The 25,127-nt window shown below is 69.7% G+C and carries 28 protein-coding genes, 1 tRNA gene and 1 pseudogene; 16 read left to right on the forward strand and 14 right to left on the reverse strand.

Annotated features, from left to right (window positions below):
• The first annotated feature begins 40 nt into the window (after positions 1 to 40).
• On the forward strand, positions 41 to 1,606 hold the full coding sequence (locus tag ACLJPY_RS42740) for a beta-N-acetylhexosaminidase (protein ID WP_410596690.1): 1,566 nt from the start codon (positions 41 to 43) through the stop codon (positions 1,604 to 1,606).
• Between the two features lie 2 nt (positions 1,607 to 1,608).
• On the opposite strand, the gene ACLJPY_RS42745 is transcribed toward ACLJPY_RS42740, so the two are convergent.
• The 4 genes and pseudogenes from ACLJPY_RS42745 to ACLJPY_RS42760 form a co-directional block, all read right to left on the reverse strand.
• Positions 1,609 to 2,202 carry a TetR/AcrR family transcriptional regulator gene (locus ACLJPY_RS42745; RefSeq protein ID WP_410596691.1) on the reverse strand — a complete coding sequence of 198 codons (594 nt, stop codon included), beginning with the start codon at positions 2,200 to 2,202 and terminating at the stop codon, positions 1,609 to 1,611.
• Positions 2,192 to 2,875 carry an MOSC domain-containing protein gene (locus ACLJPY_RS42750; RefSeq protein ID WP_410596692.1) on the reverse strand — a complete coding sequence of 228 codons (684 nt, stop codon included), beginning with the start codon at positions 2,873 to 2,875 and terminating at the stop codon, positions 2,192 to 2,194. Before ACLJPY_RS42750 ends, ACLJPY_RS42745 begins: the two co-directional genes overlap by 11 nt.
• A gap of 40 nt (positions 2,876 to 2,915) precedes the next feature.
• Positions 2,916 to 3,392, reverse strand: a complete 477-nt coding sequence (locus ACLJPY_RS42755; RefSeq protein ID WP_410596742.1) for a YybH family protein — start codon at positions 3,390 to 3,392, stop codon at positions 2,916 to 2,918.
• A 125-nt stretch (positions 3,393 to 3,517) separates the two neighbouring features.
• Positions 3,518 to 4,000 (reverse strand): annotated as a pseudogene (locus ACLJPY_RS42760) (NADPH-dependent FMN reductase); the annotation flags it as partial.
• On the opposite strand from ACLJPY_RS42760, the gene sigJ reads away from it, so the two are divergent.
• From sigJ to ACLJPY_RS42785, 5 genes are all read left to right on the forward strand, one after another.
• Positions 3,988 to 4,845: an RNA polymerase sigma factor SigJ gene (sigJ, locus tag ACLJPY_RS42765; protein ID WP_410596693.1), complete on the forward strand. Its 858-nt coding sequence runs from the start codon at positions 3,988 to 3,990 to the stop codon at positions 4,843 to 4,845. The pseudogene ACLJPY_RS42760 and the gene sigJ overlap by 13 nt on opposite strands.
• Positions 4,846 to 4,920: 75 nt before the next feature.
• Positions 4,921 to 5,718, forward strand: a complete 798-nt coding sequence (locus ACLJPY_RS42770; RefSeq protein WP_410596694.1) for an SGNH/GDSL hydrolase family protein — start codon at positions 4,921 to 4,923, stop codon at positions 5,716 to 5,718.
• Positions 5,697 to 6,284, forward strand: coding sequence for a TetR/AcrR family transcriptional regulator (locus tag ACLJPY_RS42775; protein WP_410596695.1), 588 nt, complete (start codon positions 5,697 to 5,699; stop codon positions 6,282 to 6,284). The genes ACLJPY_RS42770 and ACLJPY_RS42775 overlap by 22 nt, the downstream gene beginning before the upstream one ends.
• 18 nt (positions 6,285 to 6,302) lie before the next feature.
• Positions 6,303 to 7,022 (forward strand): DUF2786 domain-containing protein, encoded by a 720-nt coding sequence (locus ACLJPY_RS42780; protein ID WP_410596696.1) that lies wholly within the window; start codon positions 6,303 to 6,305, stop codon positions 7,020 to 7,022.
• Positions 7,023 to 7,188: 166 nt separating this feature from the next.
• Positions 7,189 to 8,109 (forward strand): DMT family transporter, encoded by a 921-nt coding sequence (locus ACLJPY_RS42785; protein ID WP_410596697.1) that lies wholly within the window; start codon positions 7,189 to 7,191, stop codon positions 8,107 to 8,109.
• Here the strand turns inward: ACLJPY_RS42785 and ACLJPY_RS42790 are convergent.
• Positions 8,052 to 10,190: a putative bifunctional diguanylate cyclase/phosphodiesterase gene (locus ACLJPY_RS42790; RefSeq protein ID WP_410596698.1), complete on the reverse strand. Its 2,139-nt coding sequence runs from the start codon at positions 10,188 to 10,190 to the stop codon at positions 8,052 to 8,054. The genes ACLJPY_RS42785 and ACLJPY_RS42790 overlap by 58 nt on opposite strands.
• Positions 10,190 to 10,315 carry a hypothetical protein gene (locus ACLJPY_RS42795; protein ID WP_410596699.1) on the reverse strand — a complete coding sequence of 42 codons (126 nt, stop codon included), beginning with the start codon at positions 10,313 to 10,315 and terminating at the stop codon, positions 10,190 to 10,192. Before ACLJPY_RS42795 ends, ACLJPY_RS42790 begins: the two co-directional genes overlap by 1 nt.
• Before the next feature lie 180 nt (positions 10,316 to 10,495).
• Here ACLJPY_RS42795 and ACLJPY_RS42800 point away from each other — a divergent pair, with 180 nt between their 5' ends.
• A complete protein-coding gene (locus tag ACLJPY_RS42800; RefSeq protein ID WP_410596700.1) occupies positions 10,496 to 11,794 on the forward strand; it encodes a cytochrome P450 in 1,299 nt (432 codons plus the stop codon).
• On the opposite strand, the gene ACLJPY_RS42805 is transcribed toward ACLJPY_RS42800, so the two are convergent.
• Positions 11,742 to 12,704 (reverse strand): helix-turn-helix transcriptional regulator, encoded by a 963-nt coding sequence (locus ACLJPY_RS42805; protein ID WP_410596701.1) that lies wholly within the window; start codon positions 12,702 to 12,704, stop codon positions 11,742 to 11,744. The two genes, ACLJPY_RS42800 and ACLJPY_RS42805, sit on opposite strands and share 53 nt — an antisense overlap.
• Before the next feature lie 62 nt (positions 12,705 to 12,766).
• Between ACLJPY_RS42805 and ACLJPY_RS42810 the strand changes: the two genes are divergently transcribed.
• Positions 12,767 to 13,609: an SDR family oxidoreductase gene (locus tag ACLJPY_RS42810; RefSeq protein ID WP_410596702.1), complete on the forward strand. Its 843-nt coding sequence runs from the start codon at positions 12,767 to 12,769 to the stop codon at positions 13,607 to 13,609.
• On the opposite strand, the gene ACLJPY_RS42815 is transcribed toward ACLJPY_RS42810, so the two are convergent.
• The gene (locus ACLJPY_RS42815; protein WP_410596703.1) at positions 13,610 to 14,083 is read right to left on the reverse strand and encodes a M15 family metallopeptidase; all 474 of its coding nucleotides are present in this window, start codon (positions 14,081 to 14,083) and stop codon (positions 13,610 to 13,612) included.
• An 88-nt stretch (positions 14,084 to 14,171) separates the two neighbouring features.
• Here ACLJPY_RS42815 and ACLJPY_RS42820 point away from each other — a divergent pair, with 88 nt between their 5' ends.
• Both ACLJPY_RS42820 and ACLJPY_RS42825 read left to right on the forward strand, forming a co-directional pair.
• A complete protein-coding gene (locus ACLJPY_RS42820; protein WP_410596704.1) occupies positions 14,172 to 14,849 on the forward strand; it encodes a response regulator transcription factor in 678 nt (225 codons plus the stop codon).
• Positions 14,842 to 15,954, forward strand: coding sequence for a sensor histidine kinase (locus tag ACLJPY_RS42825; RefSeq protein WP_410596705.1), 1,113 nt, complete (start codon positions 14,842 to 14,844; stop codon positions 15,952 to 15,954). The genes ACLJPY_RS42820 and ACLJPY_RS42825 overlap by 8 nt, the downstream gene beginning before the upstream one ends.
• Here the strand turns inward: ACLJPY_RS42825 and vanX are convergent.
• Genes vanX through ACLJPY_RS42840 form a run of 3 tightly spaced genes read right to left on the reverse strand, consistent with a single transcriptional unit; the run spans position 15,918 to position 18,515 of the window.
• Positions 15,918 to 16,526 carry a D-Ala-D-Ala dipeptidase VanX gene (gene vanX / locus ACLJPY_RS42830; protein ID WP_410596706.1) on the reverse strand — a complete coding sequence of 203 codons (609 nt, stop codon included), beginning with the start codon at positions 16,524 to 16,526 and terminating at the stop codon, positions 15,918 to 15,920. The two genes, ACLJPY_RS42825 and vanX, sit on opposite strands and share 37 nt — an antisense overlap.
• Positions 16,523 to 17,551, reverse strand: coding sequence for a D-alanine--(R)-lactate ligase (gene vanA / locus ACLJPY_RS42835; protein WP_410596707.1), 1,029 nt, complete (start codon positions 17,549 to 17,551; stop codon positions 16,523 to 16,525). Before vanA ends, vanX begins: the two co-directional genes overlap by 4 nt.
• Positions 17,544 to 18,515 (reverse strand): D-isomer specific 2-hydroxyacid dehydrogenase family protein, encoded by a 972-nt coding sequence (locus ACLJPY_RS42840; RefSeq protein ID WP_410596708.1) that lies wholly within the window; start codon positions 18,513 to 18,515, stop codon positions 17,544 to 17,546. Before ACLJPY_RS42840 ends, vanA begins: the two co-directional genes overlap by 8 nt.
• 360 nt (positions 18,516 to 18,875) lie before the next feature.
• Between ACLJPY_RS42840 and ACLJPY_RS42845 the strand changes: the two genes are divergently transcribed.
• From ACLJPY_RS42845 to ACLJPY_RS42865, 5 genes are read left to right on the forward strand one after another with little or no spacing between them, the layout of a single operon-like run.
• Complete coding sequence (locus ACLJPY_RS42845; protein WP_410596709.1) at positions 18,876 to 19,820, forward strand: hypothetical protein; 945 nt, start codon at positions 18,876 to 18,878, stop codon at positions 19,818 to 19,820.
• A complete protein-coding gene (locus ACLJPY_RS42850; RefSeq protein WP_410596710.1) occupies positions 19,817 to 20,464 on the forward strand; it encodes an HD domain-containing protein in 648 nt (215 codons plus the stop codon). Before ACLJPY_RS42845 ends, ACLJPY_RS42850 begins: the two co-directional genes overlap by 4 nt.
• The gene (locus ACLJPY_RS42855) at positions 20,457 to 21,125 is read left to right on the forward strand and encodes a hypothetical protein (RefSeq protein ID WP_410596711.1); all 669 of its coding nucleotides are present in this window, start codon (positions 20,457 to 20,459) and stop codon (positions 21,123 to 21,125) included. The genes ACLJPY_RS42850 and ACLJPY_RS42855 overlap by 8 nt, the downstream gene beginning before the upstream one ends.
• A gap of 42 nt (positions 21,126 to 21,167) precedes the next feature.
• Entirely contained in the window at positions 21,168 to 21,551 is a 384-nt protein-coding gene (locus ACLJPY_RS42860; protein ID WP_410596712.1) for a hypothetical protein, read from the forward strand.
• On the forward strand, positions 21,544 to 22,617 hold the full coding sequence (locus ACLJPY_RS42865) for a hypothetical protein (protein ID WP_410596713.1): 1,074 nt from the start codon (positions 21,544 to 21,546) through the stop codon (positions 22,615 to 22,617). The genes ACLJPY_RS42860 and ACLJPY_RS42865 overlap by 8 nt, the downstream gene beginning before the upstream one ends.
• A 325-nt stretch (positions 22,618 to 22,942) precedes the next feature.
• On the opposite strand, the gene ACLJPY_RS42870 is transcribed toward ACLJPY_RS42865, so the two are convergent.
• On the reverse strand, positions 22,943 to 23,221 hold the full coding sequence (locus ACLJPY_RS42870) for a hypothetical protein (RefSeq protein WP_410596714.1): 279 nt from the start codon (positions 23,219 to 23,221) through the stop codon (positions 22,943 to 22,945).
• Positions 23,222 to 23,569: 348 nt separating this feature from the next.
• Between ACLJPY_RS42870 and ACLJPY_RS42875 the strand changes: the two genes are divergently transcribed.
• Positions 23,570 to 24,070, forward strand: coding sequence for a tyrosine-type recombinase/integrase (locus ACLJPY_RS42875; protein WP_410596715.1), 501 nt, complete (start codon positions 23,570 to 23,572; stop codon positions 24,068 to 24,070).
• Between the two features lie 7 nt (positions 24,071 to 24,077).
• On the opposite strand, the gene ACLJPY_RS42880 is transcribed toward ACLJPY_RS42875, so the two are convergent.
• A tRNA-Ala gene (locus ACLJPY_RS42880) sits at positions 24,078 to 24,150 on the reverse strand.
• Between the two features lie 54 nt (positions 24,151 to 24,204).
• Positions 24,205 to 25,038 (reverse strand): gephyrin-like molybdotransferase receptor GlpR, encoded by an 834-nt coding sequence (gene glpR, locus ACLJPY_RS42885; protein WP_410596716.1) that lies wholly within the window; start codon positions 25,036 to 25,038, stop codon positions 24,205 to 24,207.
• Between the last annotated feature and the right edge of the window lie 89 nt (positions 25,039 to 25,127).

A 25,127-nucleotide genomic window follows, 5' to 3' on the forward strand; every position in this document is an offset into this window, starting at 1 on the left:
CTGTACCTTTGCAGGGAGTCCCCCGACCGGAGGTGCTTCGATGCGCTTGTCCAGAGCCGTTCTGACCGCGGCCGTCGTGAGTCTCACGGCCGCCGGCCTGCCCGCGTCCGCCGCGGCCGCCCCGGCCGCGCCCGAACGCAGCGTGACCGACGTCGTCCCGGCGCCCGTCTCGGCGAAAGCCGACCCGCGCGGCGACTTCCGGCTCACGCAGCTCACCGTGATCGCGGCCGACCGCGGCGCCGGCCAGGTCGCGGACTACCTGCGCGACCTGCTCCGCCCGGCCACCGGCTACCCGCTGCCGGTCGTCCCGCACGCGGCGGGCCTGCCCGCCATCGCGCTGAAGCTCGGCCACGACCCGCGGACCGGCACCGAGGGTTACCAGCTGAAGGTCGCCCGCGACGGCGTCACGGTGCAGGCCAACACCGCGGACGGGCTCTTCGAAGGCGTCCAGTCGCTGCGGCAGCTGCTGCCGTCGGCGATCGAGGCGCACCGCCTGCAGCACCGGACGTGGACCGTCGCCGGCGGCACGATCCTGGACTACCCGCGGTTCGCCGAGCGCGGGGCGATGCTCGACGTCGCCCGGCACTTCTTCCGGCCCGACCAGGTCAAGCTGTACATCGACCAGATCGCCCAGTACAAGGTCAACACGCTGCACCTGCACCTGGCCGACGACCAGGGCTGGCGCATCGAGATCAAGAGCTGGCCGAAGCTGGCGACGGTCGGCGGCCGAACCGCGGTCGACGGCGACCCGGGCGGCTACTACACGCAGGCGCAGTACCGCGACATCGTCGCGTACGCGGCGTCGCGGCACATCACGGTGATCCCGGAGATCGACATGCCGGGCCACACGAACGCGGCCCAGTCGACGTACGCGGAACTGAACTGCGACGGCAAGGCCGTCCCGGTCCGCACGGACACCGAGGTCGGCTACAGCTCGCTGTGCATCTCCTCGCCGGTCACGTACAAGTTCGTCGAAGACGTCGTGCGCGAGCTGGCGGCCATCACCCCCGGCCCGTACCTGCACATCGGCGGCGACGAAGCCCACTCGACGCCGCCCGCGGACTACATCGCCTTCGAGCAGAAGGTGCAGCCGATCGTGGCCAAGTACGGCAAGAAGGTGACCGGCTGGCACGAAATCGCGAAGTCGGACCCGCCGGCGTCGGCGGTCCCGCAGTACTGGGACTTCGGCGGCGACAACCCGAGCGTCGCGGCCGCCGCGGCGCGCGGCAGCAAGATCCTGATGTCACCGGCGAACTACGCGTACCTGGACATGAAGTACACCGAGTCGACCCCGCTCGGCCAGGACTGGGCCGCGCTCGTCGAGGTCCGCGACGGCTACGACTGGGATCCGGCGTCGCTGGTGACCGGTGTCGGCGAGAGCCAGGTCGCGGGCGTCGAAGCGCCGCTGTGGACCGAGACGATCCGGACCAGCAACGACATCGAGTACATGGCGTTCCCGCGCCTGCCGGGCATCGCGGAGATCGGCTGGTCCCCTCGGAGCACCCACAACTGGGACGCTTACCGGCTGCGGCTGGCGAAGCAGGCGCCGCGCTGGGTGCTGCAGGGGATCGACTTCTACCGTTCGCCGCAGGTGGACTGGAAGTAGCGTCAGCCGGCCAGGCGGGCGTGGATCGCCCGCCTGGCCAGCGCGTACGCCTGCGTACCGCCGTGGAGGACCGCGTCGGCGTTGGCCGCGCGGCCCAGCGCGTGCAGTTCGAACGCCAGGACTTCCGGGTCCGCGTCCACGTGGCCCATCGCGACCGCTTCGCGAGCCGTCTCCCGGATGAACCCGGCGAACGCGCCGCTCGCGGAAGCCACCGCGTCGTGCACCCGGCCGGGCCGCGCGTCGAACTCCGCGCCGACGTTGAAGAAGAAGCAGCCGCCCGGGAAGATCCGGCGTTCCGAGTAGTCCAGCCACTTCTCGCAGACCGCCCGCAGCCGCGGCCGGCCGGGCGGCACCGCCGCCGCCGGTGTCACCACGTGCGAACGGAAGATCGCCAGCGCCGCCTCGATCGTCGCGAGCTGCAGTTCCTCCTTCGAGCCGAACAGCGCGAACACGCCGCTCTTGCTCAGCTCCAGTTCCGTCGCCAGCCGGCCGAGGGACAGCCCGGCCAAGCCGTCGACGGACGCGACGTCCACCGCCCGGCGCAGCACCAGCCGCCGGGTCGCGTCACCGCGGGCGACGCGGCCGTCAACCGGCACGCCGGGCCCGCCAGCGGTCCACAGTGGACTGGACGCCGGCGCTCCACGACTCCGAGAGGGCCGGGGTGGCGAGGACGCGGTCGGCGAAGTCCAGCGCCGCTTCGACGCGGTCCTCCGGCAGCTGCCCGTAGTTCGCGAAGGACACGACGTAGACCTCGGCGATCGTCGGCCCGTCCGCGCGTTCGACCAGCTCGACCGCGCCCGACGTCGGTACCGTGCCCGGCCGCAGCACGCGCAGGTACCAGCCGCTGCGCCCGCTGTCGATCATCAGCGGCGTGACGTCCTTGCGGCCGGTCTTCATGGCCAGCTTGAAGCAGGGCGACCGCGGCTGCGAGACCTGCACGAGCGCGTCACCCCAGGCCCAGACGTCCCCGATCCGGACGTCGTCCTCGGTGACCCCGCTCAGCGAGACGTTCTCCCCGAAATCGGCCACCGCGGCCTCGAAGCCGTCCTCGCGCCAAGCCGGGTAGTGCTCGGCGGGGTAGACGTAAACCGCTTTGTCGACCCCGCCGTGCACGGTCAGGTCCGCCTGCCGGTCGCCGTCGAGGTTCAGCTCGGTCAGGGGCAGCTCCGGCGCCGTGACCCGGGCCTTCGTGATCGCGCTCAGCACCGGCCGGTCCCGCCGGTACCCCAGGACGCTCGGTTCCCCCACGAACACGCCGTCGACGTTCATCAGCCGAAGGTAGCACGACCGTTCGTACAGTTCGACGTCGTCAGGGCTCGAGGTCGGTCACGCCCCGCCCGCTCGCCAGGTCGACCGGCACGGACGCCTGGTCGTGGACGATCACCCAGCCGTCGCCGAGCTGCCGGAAGACGAAGGTCGCCCGGACCCACACGCCGGCCACGGCCGCCCCGGTCGGCAGCGTGCCGCTGACCCGGCCGAAGCCGTGCCCGACGGCCAGGCCTCCGCTCACCGTGACGGTCAGGTCGCGCAGCTCGTAGTCCACCTTCTCGAACCGGGTGAACACCTTCGCCCAGTTCTCCAGCTTCGCGTCGGCACCCACGTGCTGCAGCGGCGGTTCGACGTCGAAGGACACGACGTCCGGCGCGTAGACCCCGCGCAGCGCCTCGAGGTCCTTGGCCCGCAGCGCCTCGACGACCTCGTCGAGCCGGCTCCTGACGGCGGCCTCCGCCGCACCGGCCCGCAGCGGCGCCAGTGCGGTGCTCCAGGCGACGACGTGGTCGAGCAGCGTGTCAGCGCGGCGAGCTGGTGGTCACCCGGCGCGAAGACGCCGTCGCCGAATTCCGTTGTCAGCGGCAGGGTGACCTGCGGGGCCACGTCGGCCAGCTGCAGCGCACCGCAGACCAGCCGCAGCTGCTCGACCGACCGGGCGCCGCCGGCCCCGCCGTACGAGACGAACCCGGCCGCCTTGGTGTTCCATTCCACGTAGACGTGGTCCAAGGCGTTCTTGAGCACCCCGGGAAGCGAATGGTTGTACTCCGGCGTCACGAAGACGAACCCATCGCAGGAAGCGACGACGGCGGCGAAGGCCCGGGTGCGTTCGTCCCGGTACCGGCCGGAGAACCCGGGCGGCTCCTCGAGGTGGGGCAGCGGGTGGTCGCGCAGGTCGAGCACGGCGTACTCCGCGTCACCCCGGCGCACGGCCCGCTCGTGGACCCACCGGGCCACCTGGTCCCCGACGCGGCCCGGGCGGGTGCTGCCGAGCACGATTCCGATCTTCACGGTCGTTCTCCCCTGTTCGGTGGGCTTCGACCGGTACGACGAACCAGGCCGCCGGAACGTCAGGGCCTGACGTTCCGGCAGGCCGGTTCGTCGGAGGAGACATGACAACACCACCGGAACCGGTCGTCGCCGAACGACGTCACCTGGTCAACCTCGCCTACCGCCTGCTCGGCTCGCTGACCGAAGCCGAGGACGCCGTCCAGGAGACCTACGCCCGCTGGTACGCCCTCTCGCCGGAGCAGCAGGCCGCGATCTCCTCGCCCGGTGCCTGGCTGACCACGGTGGCCGGCCGCATCTGCCTGGACGTCCTCGGCTCCGCGCGGGTGCGGCGCGAGCGGTACGTGGGTGAGTGGCTGCCCGAGCCGCTGCCCGACCAGCCGGACCCGGCCGACCGGATCACCCTGGACGAGTCGGTGAGCATGGCCTTCCTCGTCGCGCTCGAGGCGATGACCCCGGCGCAGCGCGTCGCCCTCGTCCTGCACGACGTCTTCGGGTACGCCTTCGCCGAGGTCGCCGGGATCACCGGCCGGACGCCGTCGGCGTGCCGCGAACTGGCCTCCGCGGCCCGGCGCCGGATCCGCACCGGCCGGCCCGAGGCACCGGCGGCCCGGCAGGCCGGCCTGGTGCGGGAGTTCAAGGAGGCCTGGGCCGCCGGGGACATCGCCACCCTGGTCTCGCTCCTGGACCCGGCGGCGACCCTGACGGCGGACGGCGGCGGCCGGGTCCGCGCCGCGATCGCCCCGATCGTGGGCGGCGAACCCGTCGCCCGGTACGTGGCCGAACTCGCCGCCTGGGGCGCGCTGACGTTCGAGGAGCGGACGGTCAACGGCCGCCCGGGCCTGGTGCTGCGCCGCGGGGACGAGCTCGCCGCCGTGTACGCGTTCGCCGTCGCGGACGACCGGATCACGCACCTGTGGGCGATCCGGAACCCCGACAAGCTGCGATTCTGGCTCGGGTGAACCCGAAGTAGACACCGTCTACACAAGTTTGATAGACAGTGTCCCCCAGGTGAACCACGGGTTACGGAGATCGGGATGAGCTACCACCGTTTCGTCGTCCTCGGCGACAGCTGCGCCGAAGGACTCGACGACCCGTACCCGGACCAGCGCCACTACCGCGGCTGGGCGGACTTCGTCGCCGCGCGGCTGGCGGAGGACCAGCCGGGCTTCCGCTACGCGAACCTCGCGGTCCGCGGGCGGCGGCTCGACCAGATCGTGCCCGAGCAGGTCCCGGCGGCCACGCGGCTGGCACCCGACCTGATCGCCCTCTTCGGCGGCGGCAACGACGTCATGAGCCGCGGCTGGGACGCGCGCACGGTGGCCCGGCGGGTCGACGCCGCCATCCGCGCGTGCACCGAGATCGCGCCCGTGGTCGTCACGTTCACGCTCAGCGACGTCTCCCGCCGGATGCCGCTGGGCAGCCGGATGCGGCCGCGGATCGTCGCGCTCAACGAAGCCATCCGGGAAGCGGCCGTCAGCTACGGGGCCCGGCTCATCGACCTGTGGCCGGACCAGGCCGTCACCGATTCGCGCTACTTCGGCGCCGACCGGCTGCACCTGTCCGCCCACGGCCACCGCCGGCTCGCCGCCTACGTGCTCGCCCGGCTCGGCCTCGACCACGACCCCGCGTGGCTCGCGCCGCTGCCCGGCTCCGCGGCGCCCGGCAGCCGGCGCGCCGACCTGCAGTGGCTGGTCCGGGAGGTCCTGCCGGTCGCGGTGACGCGCACGCGCAACCGGCTGGTCGGCCGCCAGCCCGGCGACGGCTTCTTCCCGAAGCGTCCCGACCTGCTCCCGGTGACACTGGACGAGGCGTGGGCACCCGGCAACGCCTGATCACGACGGCGTCGGAGCTGCTCGCCAACGAGGGCGTCGGCGCGGTCACGCTGCGCGGGATCGCCAAGGCGGCCGGGGTTTCGCACGGCGCGCCGTTGCGGCACTTCTCGGGCCGGGCCGAGCTGTTGTCCGCCGTCGCGACCCGCGGGTACGCCGAGCTGCTCGCCCGCCGGGAGACGCTGCCGGGCACCTCACCGCGGGAACGGCTCACCGCGGCCTGCCACAGCTACCTCGACTTCGCACTGACCAACCCGGCGATGTTCGAGCTGATGTTCCGCCGCGACCTGGTCGATCCGGACGACCCGGCGCTCTCGGCCGCGGCGAGCGCGGTGTTCGACACCTTCGCCGTGCTGGTGGCGGCCGTGCCGACGCCGGTCGCGCGGTCCGGCGCCGACCTGCGGCTGGTCGCGGCGTCGTTGTGGGCGGCCCTGCACGGCCTCGCCCAGCTGTGGCTGTGGGGCGGCTTGGCGGACGCGAGCTTCGCACCATCGCCGGAAGCGGCACTGGCCGTCACGCTCGACGCCTACCTCGACACGCCGACCCGGTCCACCCGCCCGAACACCTGATCGAATACCCTTCCGGGCATGACCGAGTCAGACCCGCAGCTCGAGCGCATCCGCAAGCTGCTGGCGAAGGCCGAAGACCCGGCGGTCACCGAGGCGGAAGCCGAGGCGTACAACCAGAAGGCCGCCGAACTCGTCGCGCGGTACGGGATCGACCAGGCGATGCTCGCCGCGTCCGGGGCGAGCTCCGACGAGATCGGCACGCTGAAGATCCCGATGGACGACCCGTACAGCCGCGACAAGGCGAGCCTGCTCACCTCGGTCGCGTACCCGCTGCGTTGCCGGACGTTGCTGCACCGCGTCGGCCAGAAGGTCGAGAGCGTCACGGTGTTCGGGTTCCGCTCCGACCTCGGCCGGGTGGAGCTGCTGTTCACCAGCCTGCTGCTGCAGGCGAGCACCCAGCTGACCCGCGTGCGCCCGGGCGGCTTCTTCCCCGGCGAATCCCTGGCGGCGTACCGCCGAACGTGGCTGCACGGCTTCGCCCGCGCGGTCCACGAACGGCTGTCCCACGCCGAGCAGGAAGCGGTCCGCACGGCGGTCCGCGGCGAACGATCGGCGGAACTTGTGGTCCGCGACCGCGCGCAGATGGTCCAGCACGCATTCGACTCGGAGTACGGCGACCTGCGCGCCGCCGCACCGCGGCGCCTGTCCGGCAGCGGCTACCTCGACGGCCACGACGCCGGCACCCGCGCCAACCTCGACCCGGCCAGCCTGACCCGGCGCCGGAAAGCCCTGCGCTGAACCGGACCCCGGCTTCCGCTCAACCGAGCGCAAAGTGGGTCACCTTCTCGACGCGGCAGCCGGCTGATCGGCCCGGCTTTGGCGCAGCGACGCTGTAGAAACCCTTAACACTCAGTCCAGAACTCTTCACTTGTCCTGACAGATCTTTCTCGGCACCGTTGATCGCATGAACGGTGGACGGGGCGCCACGGCCCGCATGGTGGTCCTGGCCCTGCTGTGGGGCTCGGGCTTCCTCTGGATCAAGCTGGCCCTGACCGGGCTGAGCCCCGTCCACCTCACCCTCGTCCGGTGCGCCCTCGGCGCGCTGACGCTGCTGGGCCTGGCGTTCGCGGCCCGGCAGCGGCTGCCGCGGGACCGCCGGACCTGGGCACGGCTGGTCGTCGCCGCGTTCTTCTGCAACGCGCTGCCGTTCGCGTTGTTCGGCATCGGGGAACGCACGGTCGATTCCGGCGTCGCCGGCGTCATGAACGCCACCACCCCGCTGTGGTCGCTGCTGATCGGCGTCGCGCTCGGGGCGGAACGGCGGCTGAACCCCGCGCGGCTGCTGGGGCTGGCCCTCGGTTTCGCCGGCATCGTGGTGATCTTCGCACCGTGGCAGCGGGCGGGACTGCTCAGCGCGGGCGCGCTGGCCCTGCTCGGCGCCGGCCTCAGCTACGCGGTCGCCTTCGCTTACCTGGCCCGGAAACTGCCGCCCGACGGCGCCCCGCTCGCGCTCTCGGCCGCGCAGCTGGTGACCGCCACCGCGTTGACCGCCCTCGCGCTGCCGGTCGCGGCCACGGCACCGCGGCTGACGCTCACCGCCGTCGTCGCCGTGACGATCCTCGGCGTCTTCGGGACCGGGATCACCTTCTACCTCAACTACCGGATCATCACCGACGACGGCCCGACGGCCGCGGCGACGGTCGGCTACCTGCTGCCCGTGGTGTCGGTCGCGCTCGGCGCGGTCTTCCTCGGCGAACCGCTGACGCCAAGGGTCGTCGGCGGCATGGTGGTCGTGCTGGTCGCCGTCGGCCTGAACCGGTGGCGGCCTCAGGCGCCGGCGAACTGCGCGGCGAGTTCGGCCGGTGGCCTGGCCACCCCGAAGTAGTCGCCGGTCGCCAGGTCCGCGCCGGCCGCGCGCCACCAGTCCGCCTGGTCCTCGGTGTGGATCCCGTCGACGACGAGCGTCGCGCCGACCTGGCGCACCAACGGCACCAGCGCGCCGAGGAACGTCGAGTCCGACCACGCCTGCCATTCGGCGAGCCGCTGGTCGACGCGCACGATGTCGACGGGCAGATCCTCGATCGCCCGCAGGTCGTCGGGGCCCAGCCCGAACTCGTCGAGCATGACGTGGACGCCGAGGTCGGCCAGCGCGGTGACGTTCTCGATCACGCCGGACACCGGGAGCGCCCCGGCCGGGACGCCGACCAGCAACTGGCCGGGCGGCAGGCCGGTGTCCCGCAGCAGCCGCGTGACGCGCGTGCCGAGCGCGTCGTCCGACACCTGGTGCCCGGTCAGGCCGGCGACGACCGGAAGCCCGAAACCCGCGCGCTGCCGCCACCATTCACCCTGGCGGCTCGCGGCGCGCAGCAGCCAGTCGCCGAGCGGCAGCATGAGCCCGGTCGACTCGGCGAGCTCCACGCAGCACTCGTGCGAAAGCGCCGTGTCCTCCGGCCGGTTCCAGTGCAGGCGCGCCTCGACGCCGGCGACTTCGCCGTCGGCCAGCCGCGCCACCGGCCGGTAGCGCACGCCGATTTCGCCGTGCTCCCAGGCACCGGCCATGCCGACGGCCACCGCCTGCGTCCGCCGGTCGTGGGCGTCGGCCTCCCGGTCGAACATCTTCCACTGGCCGCGCCGCCGCGCCTTGGCGCGCCGCAGCGTCTGATCCGCCTGGCGCAGCAGTTCGAGCGGATCGATGCCCTTCGCGGGCCGGTGCACGACCCCGGCGCTGGCCGACAGCGCGAGCCCGTGGCCGTCGACGAAGAACGGCTCGGCGAGCTCGTCGTTGATCGCGCGCACGATGGTGTCGATGTCCGGCGTCGACTCGGTGTTCTCGACCAGGATGCCGAACTCGTCGCTGTGGAACCGCGCGATCATCGCGTTCTCGCGGGCCATCACCGCCTTGAGCCGCTGCGCGAAGTGCACCAGCAGCTGTTCGCCGACGCGACGGCCGAGGCTGTTGCAGACCATGCCGAACGCGTCGAGGTCGACGTGGAACAGCGTGACGCCGTACGCCGGATCGGCGCGCCGCAGTGCCGTCTCCAGGTGGGTGCCGAAGTACTGGCGGTTCGGCAGGCCGGTGAGGACGTCGTGCAGGGCCTGGCGGCTCAGCTCGCCCTGCAGCAGCATCAGCTCGGTGCCGTCCTCGATGACGACGACGAAGTGGGCGGGCCGGTCCTCGGCGTCGCGCAGCAGCGACGCGGTGAGCGAGATGCGGACGACGTCGCCGTCCTTGCGCAGCAACCGCTCCGACTGCCGGATCCGCTCCTTGCCGCCGTCCAGGAGCGCCATCATCGCGGCCCGGAGGACCTCGACGGACTCGGGGTGGACGACGTCGTAGAGCACCGAGCCGGCCAGTTCGCCGGCCGGGTGCCCGAGCATTTCGGCGAGCGCCGCGTTGGCCCGCACGATCCGGCCGTCGAGGGCGACGACCGCGATCCCGCTCGCGGACGACGTCACGACCTCTTCGAAGCGCGCTTCGCTCTGCTTGAGGTTCCACTGCGCGTCCCGCACCGCCTTGAGCAGCGACAGGTGCATGATCTCCTGCTGGTCGAGGACGCTGCGCTCGTGCGCGAGCAGGAACCCGCAGGAGAGCGCGCCCAGCGCGGCGACGATCCGGTCCGCGGCGCCCGCGACCGCCTGGAGTTCGGGCAGCGCGGGCAGGCCCTTCCCGAGGACCTCGAGCGTGCACCGCAGCCCGGGCTCGCCGACGTAGCCGAGCGCCACCAGCCGCGCGCCGATCCGCTCGGCCGGGCTCAGGTCCGGCGGCGCGCGGTGCAGGGTTTCGCAGAGCTCGTCGAGCAGGCCGTGGAGCTCCACGTCGAGCTCCTCGCGGCTCAGCGACACGACGGTCACCCCGCTGAGCAGGTACGCCCATTTCCGGGCCAGCACGCTCCGCCCGCGGCCCGCACCGGGTGCGACGGGTTGGTCCGGCTCGGAATCGATCATCGGCACGGGTGGCGTCCGCATCAGATCTCGCGGCCGGTTCCGGCGTTCACCGCGACCACGCCGCCGTCGGCCCGCTCGGTGGCCCGCTCGATGGCACGGACCGGGAAATCGATACCCGGCGGATCCCATTCCGGTGATCGTGTCACGGAGAACACCTTCTCAATCTGATCGGACCGGAAAGAGCTTAGCGATTCCCCACGGTTCGGCTACTGGGCCATCCGCGTGAGCCCGCACCACCCGATCGGGCACTGTCCCGTTCGACCGGACGCGCCTACCGTGAGCCGTCTCGTTGGTAAATCCACACAATGGCGCAACGAGGAGTATGCATGAGCGTCCCCGTTGCCCCCGGCCGCCGTCCTTTTCTCGGGCACACCCCGGCACTGCTGAGGCAACGCTTCGCATTCACCGACGCATTGCCCGCCCACGGCGAGATCGTGAAGATCTATCTCGGGCCGGCGCCCGTCTACTTCGTCGCGAGCCCGAGATTGGCGCACGAAGTGCTGGTCAACGAGGGACCGAAGTTCCGCAAGGGCGCCATGTTCGACAAGTTCCGGCCGTTCGTCGGAAATGGCTTGGTGCTTTCGAACGGCGACTTCCACTTGCAGCAACGCCGGCTGATGCAACCGGCGTTCCACCGCGACCGGCTGACCGCGTACGCGGAGATCATGCGACGCGCGGCGGCGGACCTGAGCGGCTCGTGGCGAGCCGGCGAAGTCCGGCCGATCGACGACGACATGCAGAGCCTCGCGGTGACGATCGTCGGCGAAGCGCTGTTTTCCACCGAACTGGGGAAAGCGGCGATCGCCGAAGCCCGCCGGTCGATTTACGTGATCATCCAGCAGGGAATGATTCGCGCGTTGTCCCCGAAGTTCGTCGAAAAGCTGCCGGTGCCCGGCAACCGCCGCTTCGACGAGGCGATCGCCCGGATGCAGGCCATCGTCATGGAGGTGATCCACGACTGGCGACGCGACGCCACCGACCGCGGCGATCTGCTCTCGACGTTGCTGCTGGCGGGCATGACCGACGAGCAGGCCCGCGACGAGGTGCTCACCCTGCTCACCGCCGGCATCGAGACGACGGCGCTGGCGCTGGCTTGGACGTTCCACGAGCTCGGCCGCAACCCGGACATCGAGGCCCGCGTGCACGCGGAGCTCGACGAGGTGCTGGACGGCGCCCCGGTGACGATCGAGAACCTCCCCCGGCTGACGTACGTCCGGCAGGTGGTCGACGAGGTCCTGCGGCAGTACCCGCTGTGGATGCTGATGCGTCGCACCCTGACCGAAGTCGACCTCGGCGGCACCCGCCTGCCGGAGGGCGCCGAGGTGATCGTCAGCCCCCACACCCTCCACCACGACCCGGCGTCGTTCCCGGCCCCGAACCGCTTCGACCCGGACCGCTGGACCCCGGAGCGGGCGGCCGCGATCCCGAAGGGCGCGTTCGTACCGTTCGGCGCGGGCACCCGCCAGTGCATCGGAAACCGCTTCGCCCAGAACGAAATCGTCATCTCACTGGCAACGGTGGCGGCCCGCTGGCGGCTGGTCCCGGTGCCGGGCCGCCCGGTCCGGGTGAAGTTCACGTCGGCCGCGTACCCCGAAAGCATGCCGATGACGGTGGTGCCCCGATAGCCGCTCGACCGAGCCGCCGGCGCAGCGTCTCCAGCGCCGCACCGAGTTCCGCCGAAGCCTCCTCAACCTCGAAGTCCGCGTCCAGCATCAGCAGGTTGAGGGCGAGCGCCTCCGGCGATTCACCCGTCGCGTGCACCCGGCAGCGCCGCTCGTCCACCCACTCGACCGGCACGGTCGAGGGCACCCGCGCGGTGATCCGCGCGGCCGGCGCGGCCACCAGGACGACGGCGCGGTGCCGGGCGAAGACGGCGTCGAGGCCCCGCACCACGTCGGCCGCGGACGGTGCCTCGCGGGGGACGAACTTCGGCCCTTCCGGGCGCTGCACCGTCATCCGGTCGAGCCGGAACTGCCGCCAGCCGTCGCGGGCCGGGTCGAAGGCGACCAGGTACCAGCGCCGTCCGACCTGGACGACCCGGTGCGGCTCCACCTCGCGGCGGCCACCCTGGTAGGCGAACCGCACCCGGCGGTGGTCGCGGCACGCGCCCACGAGGAAGACCAGCAGGTCGGGGTCGACGCCCGCCCCTCGCGCCGCCTCCGTGTACCGGCGCATCGCCGCGACCCGAGCCCGCAGCCGCCGCGGTAGCACCTGTTCGAGCTTCACCAACGCGGTCGCCGCGGCTTCACCCAGCTCGGTGCTGCCGGTGGCCATCCGCAACGCGATGACGACAGCCACGGCTTCGTCGTCTTCCAGCTGCAGAGGCGGCAACGAAGTCCCGGCGCGCAGCCGATAGCCGCCGGCCACCCCGGGCACCGCTTCGACGGGGTAGCCGAGGTCGCGCAGCTTCTGCACGTCGTAGCGCACGGTCCGGGCGCTGACGCCGAGCCGCTCGACCAGTTCCGGGCCGGTCCACGACGGCCGCGTCTGCAGCAGGGTCAGCAACACAAGCAAGCGGGACGTCGGGTTCGGCATGCCGTCATGATGCTCCGGATCAAGGCAAGGATCCTGCCGCAATACCCGCCACGATCGACGTCATGACCACCACCACCAAGACCGTCCTCGTCACCGGAGCCACCGGCACCATCGGCCGTCACCTCGTCGGCGAACTGCTCGCCCGCGGGCACCGCGTGCGGGCGCTGACCCGCTCGCCGGACAAAGCCGAGCTGCCCACCGAGGTCGAGCTGGTCGCCGGCGACCTGGCCGCGCCACCGCCGGCCGGCCTGTTCGACGGCGTCGACAGCGTGTTCCTCTTCCCCGCTCCGGGAGTGACCGGGTTCCTCCAGGCGGGCGTCCCCCACCTGGTGCTGCTCTCCTCGCTCGCCGCCGCCCTCGAGCACGAGCGCGACCGCGGGTCGGCCAGCCAGGTGCACCACGCCGCGATCGAGGACGCCGTCCGCGGCACCGCGGCGAGCTGGACGATCCTGCGGCCCGGCACGTTCGCCACCAACCTGCTGACCTGGGCGCCGCCGATCCGGTTCACCGGCGGCGTCCGCGGGCCCTTCCCGACGTCCGCCCAGGCCCCGATCCACGAAGCCGACATCGCCGCCGTCGCCGCGGTGGCGCTCACCGAGCCGGGGCACGCGGGCCGGCACTATCCCTTGACCGGCCCCGAGTCGCTGACCAGGGTCGAGCAGCTCGGCGCGATCGGCGCGGCCATCGGCCGGGAGTTGCACTTCACCGAAAGCACGCCGGAGGAGTTCCGCGCCGAAATGCGGTCCTACGGCGTCGGCGACGACATCGTCTCGATGCTCCTGCGCTACTGGTCGGACACGGTCGAAACGCCCGACGCGGTCCGGCCGGCCGTTGCGCAGCTGACCGGCAAACCCGCGCGCACGCTCGCGGAGTGGGCGCGTGACCACGCCGCCGACTTCGCCTGACTACCGCATCCGCGGGTCCTGCGACGGATCGGCGTAGAGGGGCGGGCAACCGTTTTCGACGGCTTCGGGCCGCAGCTCGTAGTGCCACGGCTCGTTGCGGTAGATCCGGCACAGCCCGTACCGGGCGCCGTGTTCGGCCAGCCACGCCCGGGCGGCGGGCGGCCCGATGTCGACCGCCTGCCCCCGCACGTGCGCGGACTTGTCCGCGGTGGTCACCCAGCGGGCCGCTTCGGCTTCCGAGCCGTGCTTCGCGACCTCCTGACGCCGGAGCTGCTCCTGGTACGCCCAGGACCGCCAGCCACCGTTGACGACGAACGCCACGCCGTCGGCCGCGGCGTCCGCCGCGGCCGAGCGCAGGGCGTCGAGCAGGCCGGGATCGAGGTTGGCCACCGCCGGGGAGTCGTCGAAGACCGGCAGACCGTCCGGGACGGCGCCGTGCGCCCGGCCGAGGGACGTGCGTTGGCTGGAGGTCATGGCGGCCAGCCAAGGCCGCGCGGTGTTGCCGTCGCGTACGCGGTTTCCGATATGCAGCCGATAGGCGCCCGCTCGTAGCATCGGAAAGGTGCGTGTCTTGATCGTCGAGGACGAGCCCTACCTGGCCGACGCCATCCGCGACGGCCTCCGGCTGGAGGCCATCGCGGCGGACACCGCCGGCGACGGCGACACCGCGCTGGAACTGCTGAGCGTCAACAGCTACGACATCGCCGTCCTCGACCGCGACATCCCCGGCCCGTCCGGGGACGAGATCGCCCGGCACATCGTCGCCTCCGGCAGCGGCCTGCCGATCCTGATGCTCACCGCGGCCGACCGGCTCGACGACAAGGCCACCGGGTTCGGCCTCGGCGCGGACGACTACCTCACGAAGCCGTTCGAACTGCGCGAACTCGTGCTGCGGCTGCGGGCCCTCGACCGGCGGCGCGCGCACAACCGGCCGCCCGTGCACGAAATCGCCGGCCTGCGCCTGGACCCGTTCCGCCGCGAGGTCTACCGCGACGGCCGGTACGTGGCCCTGACGCGCAAGCAGTTCGCCGTGCTCGAAGTCCTCGTCGCGGCCCAAGGCGGGGTGATCAGCGCCGAAGAGCTGCTGGAGCGCGCGTGGGACGAGAACGCCGACCCGTTCACCAACGCCGTGCGGATCACGGTTTCCGTGCTGCGCAAGCGGCTGGGCGAACCCGGGATCATCGCGACCGTCCCCGGCGTCGGCTACCGCATCGACACCGGGGACGAGCACCGTGGATAGGGAACCGGGGCTGAGCGCGCGGCTGAAACTGACCCTCAGCTACGCCGGTTTCGTCATGCTCGCGGGCGTCCTGCTGATGGCCGCGGTGCTGGCCTTCTACCTGTACTTCCTGCCCAGCGGCTGGATCGTCACCGAGGGCAACTTCAAGATCAACCGCAGTGTCCTGGTCCGCGCGTTCGTGCCGTTCATGGCCGCCGTGCTCGTCTTCCTGCTCGTGTTCGGGCTGCTCGGCGGGTGGGTCCTCGCCGGCCGGATGCTGGCGCCGCTGACGCGCATCACCGACGCCACCCGCGTCGCCGCGAACGGGTCGCTCTCCCACCGCATCCGGCTGCCCGGCCGCACCGACGAGTTCCGCGAACTCGCCGACGCCTTCGACACCATGCTCGCCCGGCTCGAGGCGCACGTCGCCGAGCAGCGGCGGTTCGCCGCCAACGCCTCCCACGAACTGCGCACGCCGCTGGCGATCACCCAGAGCCTGCTCGACGTCGCCCGCAACGACCCCGAGCGCGCCACCGGGGAGCTGGACGAACGCCTTCGCGTCGTGAACGCCCGGGCGATCGAACTCACCGAAGCGCTGCTGCTGCTCAGCCGGGCCGAACAGCGGTCGTTCAGCCGCGAGCGCGTCGACCTGTCCCTGGTGGCGGAGGAAGCCGCCGAGACGTTGCTGCCGCTGGCCGAGAAGCGGGGGGTCACCGTCGAGACGTCCGGTGACCTGGCGGCCACCCTCGGCTCCTCGGCGCTCCTGCTGCAGCTGACGACGAACCTGGTGCACAACGCGATCGTCCACAACCGGCCCGAGCGGGGCGCGGTCTGGATCACGACGGGCACGGAGCCGGGGAGAGCGGTGCTCACCGTCGAGAACACCGGCGAACACCTCGCTCCCGCCCTGGTGAACACCCTCGCGGAGCCCTTCCGGCGCGGCACCGAGCGCATCCGCACCGACCAGGCGGGGGTCGGTCTCGGCCTCGCCATCGTCAAGAGCATCACCCAGGCCCACGACGGGACGCTCACCCTCACGCCGCGGCCGGCCGGGGGCTTGCGCGTCACCGTCCGGCTGCCCATCTCGGTCTACGCGACGGGGAAGTCGAAGTACGTGTCCGGGTAGGGCTCGTCCCGCAGCCCGTAGTGCCACCATTCGCGTTCGTAGGCGGCGAACCCGCAGTCCTCCATGATGGACTTCAGCAACCGGCGGTTCTCCGCGTCGAGGCGCGAGACCCCGGGTGCGTCGTGGTGGGAAATCGGGTCCATCAGGTCGTGACCGCCGCCCATGGACGCGAGTTCGCCGGAGGCGAGGTGGTAGAGGGTCAGGTCGACGGTGCTGCCCCGGCTGTGGCCCGACTCGGCGGCGACGTACCCCTTGGCGAACATCGCGCGCCGGTCGAGGTTCGGGTAGTGCCACAGCTTCGTCCGGCCGTCCTCCGGCTGGTCCACCCAGCGCAGGAAGCAGTCCACGGCGCGCCGCGGCCGGTAGCCGTCCCAGAGGAGCAGGCCGAAGCCGAGCGACGCGGCCTTCTCCTGCGCTTCGCCCAGGGCGGCGCACAAGGTCATCGTGCCGGCGATCCGGTTGACGAGGTAGCCGTCCACGGGTTTGCCGGTGAAGTTGTCCCAGGTGGCGTACTTGGCGTCCCAGCGGATGCCGGGCACCACCTCGTCCACGAAGGCGAAGTCGTCGTTCACCGTGCTTTCCCGTCCAGGGCCAGCGAAAGCACCCGATCGATCAGTTCGGACAGCGAAACCCCGGCGGCGGCCATCATCCGGGGGTAGCGGCTGTAGGACGTCAAGCCGGGCAGGGTGTTGACCTCGTTGAGCACCACCGTGCCGTCTTCCTTGAGGAACATGTCGACGCGAGCCAGCCCCTGGCACCCGAGAGCGCGGTAGATGGCCTTCGCGGTCTCCCGGACTTCGTCCCGGGTGCCGGCCGGGATGTCGGCGGGCACGATCGGCGTCGAGTTCTCGGAGCCGCTTTCCGGAGCATCTTCCTGGTGAATGCGGAAGAAGCCGTGGGAGAGGGCGATCCGGTCGACCGCACCGGCGAACAGCTCCCGGCCGTTCCCGAGCACGGCGCACCCGACCTCGCTCCCGGCAACGGCCTCTTCGACCAGCACCTTGGAGTCGTACTGCGCGGCGGCCTCGACCGCGGCCGCGAGTTCGCCTTCGTCCGTCACCTTGCTGACGCCGTACGACGAGCCGGACCGCGCCGGCTTCACGAAGACGGGGTAGGTGAGCCCGTCGAGGTCCTCCCCCGCCCGGACGACCCGGAAGTTCGGCGTGGCGATACCCGCGCTCCCGACGACGACGTAGGCGAGTGATTTGTCCATGCACAGAGCGGAACTCGGGACATCGCAGCCTGCATAAGGAATACCGGAAAGCTCCAGCAACCCCTGGAGCACGCCGTCTTCGCCGAACTTGCCGTGTAGCACGGGAAGAACCACGTCCAGGCCGATGGTTTCGTACTTCCCGTCGTCCAGGACGAGCAGACCGGGAACGCTCCGATCCGGCGACAGCACGACGGGCCGCCCGTCCTGCCAGTCGCTTTCGGGGCCGTCACAGAGTTTCCAGGCACCGTCCCGGGTGATCCCGATCCAGACCGGTTCGTACTTCCCGGCGTCGAGGTGCCGCGCGACCTCTCGCGCGGACTTCACGGAGACGGGGTGTTCTTCGGAAGGGCCACCGAAGATGATCCCGGTCCTCACCCTAGTCATGCTGCTTCCCACTTTCGAATTCCAGGCAGTTGACGATGGAGTTTTCGACGATGTCGCTCAGTGCGTGGCCGGTGTAGTAGGCGGTGTGGGGGCTGACGAGCACGTTGGGCAGCTTCTGCAGCCGCTGCAACAGGTCGTCAACGGCCCGCCCCCGGCAGTCGGCGTAGAAGGTGCCTTCTTCCCCTTCGAGGACGTCCAGCGCAGCGCCCCCGAGCCGGCCGTCTTCCAGCGCTTCGACGAGCGCGGCGGTATCGAGCAGCGGCCCGCGCCCGGTGTTGACGACGAAGGAGCCGGTTTTCATCAGCTCGATCCGCCGCCGATCCAGCAGGTGCCGCGTTTCAGCGGTGAGAGGCGTGTGAAGCGTGACGATGTCGCTAAGCCGCAGAAGTTCATCGAGCCCGACGTAGTCGACACCGCCCCGAGGACGACGGTCGAAGGCAAGGACGCGAGCACCGAACCCCCGCAACCGTGCCACAACGGCGGCCCCGATCCGCCCGGTCCCGACAACCCCGACGGTGAGATCGCGAAGTTCTTTCCCGCGAACATCGTTCAGCCGGTAGTCGCGGTCATCGGCCCGCCGCAGAACCGACTTGGCATCCCGGACCAACATGAGCATCAGCATCAAACTGAAGTCGGCAACGCTGTCGGGCGAATAGGCAACACTCCCCACAGAAATCCCGACACTGGCGGCGTACCCGACATCAATGTGGTCGTACCCGGCACTCCGAGTGGAGAGGTACGCGACCCCAACCCGCCTGAGCGCAGCAAGAACCTCACGCGAGACGACGGTCTGGTGCCCAACACTGACACATCGACTACCGGCGGCAAGCACCGCGTTGCCCACCGAAACCGGCTCATCGATGAGGGTAGGAGTCACCCCGAACCGAGGCGCAACCTCCCGAAAAAGAGCGGCCTCATCAGGAGCACACCCATAGACGGTGATCCCCACCGCCGCTTCGTCCATGCCCCCATTGAAGAGAGCAGGGCGTTGCCCCCAGGTATCAGCTTTTCAATACACCCAGCATAACTTACCGGCGAGTAGAACACTCGAAAGTCGACTGCGGTCTTCGCCAGCGTTGCGACGGTCAAGTTGAACGTGCCAGGCACCGCGTCTCCTGGCACGGGGCGTTCCAGGAGAGTCGCGCCACGATGGCGAGGGCCCCGGCGGCCGTGCCCAGTGAGTCCATCCCCGTTGTCGATCACACCCCGGCGCAAACCTGCTCGGCGCCCTACGACGCCACCGCAAACCTGGACGCGCCAAGTAACATCATCGTTGCCCACGGCGACTGAGGGATCACTTCGGCCAAGGAAACGAGGTGGAGTTGTGGCCAACGACCTCCCGCGCCCCACATCTTCCCGAGACAACTGGAGACAGCTGCTGGGGATCGCCCGTGACCCGTTGGTCGAACGGTTCGCCGAGGACTTGACGCGACAATCCCGCACCTCCTGGAACGGAATCGGCCTTCCCGCGAATTACGCAGAGCGACAGTTTCGCTTGCACCTGCCGGCACTGAGCAGGGACGCCATCGCGGGTTCTTCCATGAGGGCGGCCCGCATCCTGGCGACCCGGTTGCACTCCCGCTTCGACCGGACCGCCGGTGTACACCGCGCAATCGCAGCGAGCAACCGGCCATCAGCCGCGGTTCGGGGACCGGTACACACCGGCGAACCGGTCTTCCGACGAGCCCCGGACGAGGTCGGGCTGTGGTTGCATCGCGAAGTGCATTACCTGCATTGTGAACGATCCGACTCCATCGTTCACGTCGGAGCCTTCGTCGGCAACGCGGACGTGCCCGCGCTGTGCCTTTCGTTTTCTCAGTGCGACCGGCCGTATCTCCTCGAAGCCCTGGAGAATGCGGCTACCCCGACGCCTGAACCGGCGTCGATCGTCGTCTTGACCAGAGCGGCTTCGACGATGCCACTTCCCAGGAACCTCGTAAGCAGGCTCGTCGCCTGGGCGGCTCGCGAACTGCGGATTCGCACGGGCGCCACACTCTGCGTGACTGCCATCAACCCACTACTCGGCTTCGACGGCGCCTCGTTCCGCGCCGCAGGCTTCGTCCCGTTTGCGATGAGCCCCATGACGTACCAGTACGACCGGCAGGGCCTGTACGTGACCCGCCGGATGGCGACGGTGTCATACGGGCAGCTACTTGATACCCCGCCGATCGTGTGGTTAGTTCGCACTCTCGAACCGCGCGCCGCGCCGATCGTCCACCGGATTGTTACGGTTCTTCCACCCGCTTACCGCCGTTCGGAGGGCGCATGATGCCGAAAGGGCCGAAGGCCGCACCGACCGCGGAGTCTCTGATCCAACTACTGGGCGACGTCGTGTTGCCCATGTACGGCATCGAGCGCACGATCCTCGCGCCGACCAATCCGCCACGGCTGGAGAACGACGCGGAGCACTCCTTCTCGCTGGGCATTGCCGCGTGCTGCTTCGCACCGTTGGTAGACCCGCTGCTGGAAGTCGGGTTGGTGGCGCAGTACGCGCTGGTCCACGATCTCGTCGAGGTGTATGCCGGAGACACCTCCGTCTACGCGGATGCGACCGACCGAGCTGCCAAGGTCGAACGCGAACGGGCTGCGTTCGACCGCATAGTCATGGAGAATCAGAACCGCTGCCCCTGGCTGACCGAGCGCCTGGATGCCTACATAGCGGCCGCCGACCCGGAAGGCAGGTTCGTCCATGCCATGGACAAGCTGCTTCCGCACGCCGTTGTACTCCTCGCTGACGCGCATCCCCTGCGCCGCACTTGGGACGACTACTTGGAATCGGAACGGGTCGCCGCCGCGAAGATCTCTCGATACTTCCCCGCTCTGCTACCGCTGTTCACGCAGCTCTGCCGGATGTTCGCCGAACGCCCACACCTGTTCAGCGATCGGTCCGATGCCGAGGCTTCCGATGAGTGATCAGAACTCACCCGTTGTCAGCCTTTGGCTTGAGTGGCTATTGGAAACCCCGCGGTTCACTTGTGCAAACGACTTCTTTCTCCTCCTGCCTCCAGGGCAGGCGTTCGTCACGGGGGGTGCGATCCGCGACTTTGTCTTGGGCAGACCATCGGCCGAGGTGCGAGACCTCGATATCATCTACACCGGCGACCTCAACGATCTTGTCCGCCACCTTGGCACTCGGTACAAAATGACCCCGACGCTGTTCGGCAATCCCAGCGTGGTGCTGTCCGCCGAAGTACGAGCAGACATCTTTCCGCCCGCTTCGCCGCGCGGAGTTCGCTTGCCGCTGGCCGAGGCGCTGGAGCACGCGGACATGTCGGGAAACGCACTGGCGATGCCGCTCGACGGGGGGCACCTCTTGGATCCAACCGGCGGCCGCGCAGATCTCCTCGACGAACGAACGCGGTTGCTCGAACCGGGCTGGGACGCGCCGCCGGAGATCATCGCACACCTCCTGCCGCGCGTAGTGGAGCAAAGCAGTCGGCTCGGCCTCTGCGTCGATGAGCTCCACGTCGCGGACACCGCGTGTACGATCCTGGCGGATCGAGCGGAGAGGAACGGAGATCTCCACTTGGCCGCGGTAGCCGAAACCTACTCAGCGTGGCGGGCGCAAGTCTGATCTTCAGCCGGTTGCGCCTTTGCGCCGCCGTATACTTGCGCTGTGGTGGAAGACCGTAGCGAAGCCCGCAGGCAGGTGCTGTTCGACGTGCTGCGCCATAGCTGGTGTGCTGCGACTTCCATCGACCGCGCCTGGTCGCCGGCCAATCCGGCCCTCGGACAGTGCGCTGTCACCGCACTGATCGTGCAAGACCACCTCGGAGGTGGACTGGTGCGAGCTGCGGTCGGTCAGGTTTCGCACTACTGGAACCGGTTGCCGAGCGGCGACATCGACTTGACCCGGGAGCAGTTCGCCCGGTTCGCGCCGACCCGGATCAGCATCGAGCGCAGAGAGCGACTGCTGGCCAACTCGGAAACACGAAACCGCTACGAACTGCTCCGAACCGCGGTCGAGGCGGAACTCGCACTGAAGGAACATGTTGCCTGACGATCCCGGACAGCGCTGGCTGCATCTCTTCACCTCAAACATCCGAGAGCTGTACATCAGCGATGCGATCGATCTCCTGGCCGCGCCTGAAGGTGTGCACTACCGCTTCCGCTACGAGGCGAAGTACATTTCCGACGAGGCCCGGGTACTGTGGGAACGAGCGGACCACCTCCAGAGGCGGCAGGTCATGGTTCACTTTTCTCTGCAGCACCCGGCTAACTTCCACCCCGCCGTGTTCATGCCGCTTCGCCAGGGCGAGGTGGTGCGGACGCTGTTCGAAGGCAACACCTATGTCGTCTACTTCAGACTGTCGAGGTACCTTCCGTTAGCGGACCGACCGCAGTACTCGGCAAGCGATCGCGCGCAGGCAGTGCAACGGTATTCGGCAGCTTTGCGCGATCTGCTACCCAACGCGACTCCCGACCACGCGGTCCACGCGACCACCGGCGCCTCGCCGGAGCCCCTTGTCGCTCCCACGGACAGTGCGGGCCGAGACTTCGAGACCCTGGTCCGGTTTGTGACTCCCTCGCTTCCGGCACACCAGCGCACGTACTTCCGGGTCGCCTCGATTGAAACCAAGTCGGGCAAGCAGGTCAAGCCGGACCAATCCGGGGTTATGCCGCTTATCGCGGGCACCGAGTACACGCTGAACCTCGCCCATTACCACTACGAGCCGCTAGCGGAACCAGCCACGATCTCGGTGGTCGCGCCGGATTCGCTTTCCGTGGTTGGTGACCGAGATATTTTGATCCGCTCACGATACGACGTCATCCCGATCAGGTTGTTCCCACCGTTCCGGGAGAACTCCGTCAGCGATGAGCTCGCGATCAAGACGGTGGCACCGGCCTTCGGGCCAACCGTGCGACTTCCGCTGGTCGTCAACCCCGCAACGTCAGTGGCGTTGTTCGGCCCAGCTCTGGGATTCGGCGCAGCCAGCGCCATCGCGCTTCCGCCAATCCTCGCGAGTGGTCAGAACACGGTGCTGAGGATTGCCTTCGCCGTCTTGGGCGCGGCTGCGGTCGGTCTTGGACTTTGGTGGCGCCGCAGCCGCGGCCTCGGCTCGTGATTCGCTTCGTCTTTGGCTGTCACTTGAAGGCGCTGAGCAACGTGAACACCGAATAGAGCTGGTATGACAGCCAGTCGGCCGTCACACCACCCTCGGGACCTGACAACCCGCCGATTCATCGCTGCAGGTAGCGACCGGCAGCCTCCATAAAGCCTTTGACTGAAATGTCCAGTGCATCCACGGCGTCGACGATCGAGTCCGGCCCGGTTCGAGCAGGTGCTTGGTGCTTCTCACGAACCTCGTAGTCGGTATTGCGAACGTCGTGAGAGAGGTCAGCGAGATCTCTCGGACCGGTTAACTGAAACACTGTAGCCAGCCGAATGATCTAGTCACGAGCCTGCCAGTAGTCCTTTTCTGCCGTTCGCAGGTCGTCTGCGTCGATCTCCTCTCTTCCGCCGACTTTTCGATACAGACGGTTGATTTGAAGAGAACGGGACCATGCCTTGACCACAGCTTCGACAAAACTCGTACACCTCTCCTCCAGCAGTTCGCGTGCACGAGCCCGTCGGACGGCTGCCAGCTTGATCGGCTCAAGTGCCGATCCCATCACTACGCCGCCGAGTGAAGCTACCGCGGCTACGAGCGCGACCCAGATAGTGGCCATGGCTCTAGGCTGCCGTTCGAAGAACGAACCCACCAGTATCTTCCGGGCGTGGCGGACGTAGCGACGTGACCAACCACAGGTCAGCGGGCCCCACTGTTACAGCCCGGTACGCGTGCTTCAGCGTGCAGGCGAGTCTGGGGATCAGGTAGTCCGCCAGCTTCTCGACAGGGACCCACTCCCAGTGGTCGAGCTCGACGCCGTCGAGGACGATGGCGCCCTCGTCAAGCACCGAGGATCGCCGTGCCCGAAGACGTAGAGGATCTTGTCGCCTTGAGAGCCGTCGGGAGCCCAGTCGTGCATCAGCAGCCGCCGGGCTGACCGCGTCAGGCCGATCTCCTCTCGCTCCTCGTGCTTGCCGTCGTCCTGGCCTGCGCAACGCTGGCGGTCAACCACAAACTGCAGCGAGCCAGTGGCGAGCTGCTGTTCCGCGAAACGAAGACGGCCGCGTCGGACGACACCATGCCGGTGCCGCCGATCGTCGTCGCGGCCCTGGAGGAGCGCCGGCGGTATCAGCTCGCCGATCGCAAGGAGGCTGACCTCGCCTGGCTCCCGATCGACCCTCGGAACTTCAACCGGTCTTGGGACAACCGCGTTGCACGCTCCGGCGTTCGGAAGATCACCGTGCACGACGGGCGCCGGTCCTGCGGGACGCTGCTGTTCGACCTGGACGTGCACCCCCGCGTGATCATGCGGATCCTGCGGCACGCGCAGTTCTCGATGACGACGGAGATCTACCTCGAAGAAGACGCGGGAAACGCTCAAGCGCCTGGGCGAGTGGCGCCACTGCTGCACTTCGCTGCTATCAGGTCAGCGAAAAGGGCCGTCCACTCTACTGAGGACGGCCCTTGACCTGCTGTGGAGCTGAGGGGAATCGAACCCCTGACCTTCTCGATGCGAACGAGACGCGCTACCAACTGCGCTACAGCCCCTTGGTTGTGCTCGTAGAGCTTAGCAGTGCCCTACGAGCACCCCACGCAGGGGGGTCACTCTCCGACGGCCCGGCGATAAGGCCCGGTCCCGGGCTCGTCGAGCTCCTCGAACGCCGGGTCCTCGTCGTCGAGGTCGACGACGACCGCGCTGCGGCGGACGCGGGATGTCGGGGACGGGCGGCGCTCGACCACCTCGCGGCGGACCGGCTCGACCACCTCCACATCCTCCGCATCGTCCACGGACGCCGAACCCGAAGCAGAAGCCGAAGACGACGGAGAGGACGAGCGCCGCGGCCCGCGACTGCTGTTGAAGCGGGCCAGCCGGCGCTGCCGGATCTCCTCCTCGATGCGGACCTGGCGGCGCAGGTACACCAGGTACCCGACGAGCACGACGTCGATGACGCCGTGGCCCCACCAGGCCAGCGGCACGACGAAGCCGGCCACGAGTCCGCTCAGCACCGCGAGCACGAGCAGGATGACGACGATCCGCTGCCGGAAGCTGTACTTCGCGCGGGCCGCGATCTCGGCGGCTTCGGGGTCGAAGCCGCCTCGGCCCGGCCGGTAGCCCGGGCGGTCGCGTTCGGCCCGCGAGCCGCGGACCGGCTGCGGGAGCGGATCGGGCTCAGGGTCCGGTTCCTCGACGTCGTCGTCGAGTTCGAGCTCGGCCTCCAGCTCGGCCAGGTCGTCCTCCACCGAGGGCCGGGACTTCCCGTGGTCGTCGGACATGGCGAATTCCTCCCGGTCTTCGTTGCGTCCACTGCGCACGACCCGGGCGGCGAGCGCCGAGTCGGCCGTCCTCGCGACCTGCTGCCGCCGTCGCGCGACCATGGGCACGAGTACGACGAGCCATGCCGCGGCGAGCGCGACGATGATCACGGAGCTGGGCATCTCCCGTCACCTCCCCCGATCCTTCCACCAGGAATCACGTTAGTCACAGGAGTAACAGATCGGGCGCAGACTCGCCGGATTCGGCCACC

Source organism: Amycolatopsis sp. lyj-23, assembly GCF_046549135.1.
Classification (GTDB): domain Bacteria; phylum Actinomycetota; class Actinomycetes; order Mycobacteriales; family Pseudonocardiaceae; genus Amycolatopsis.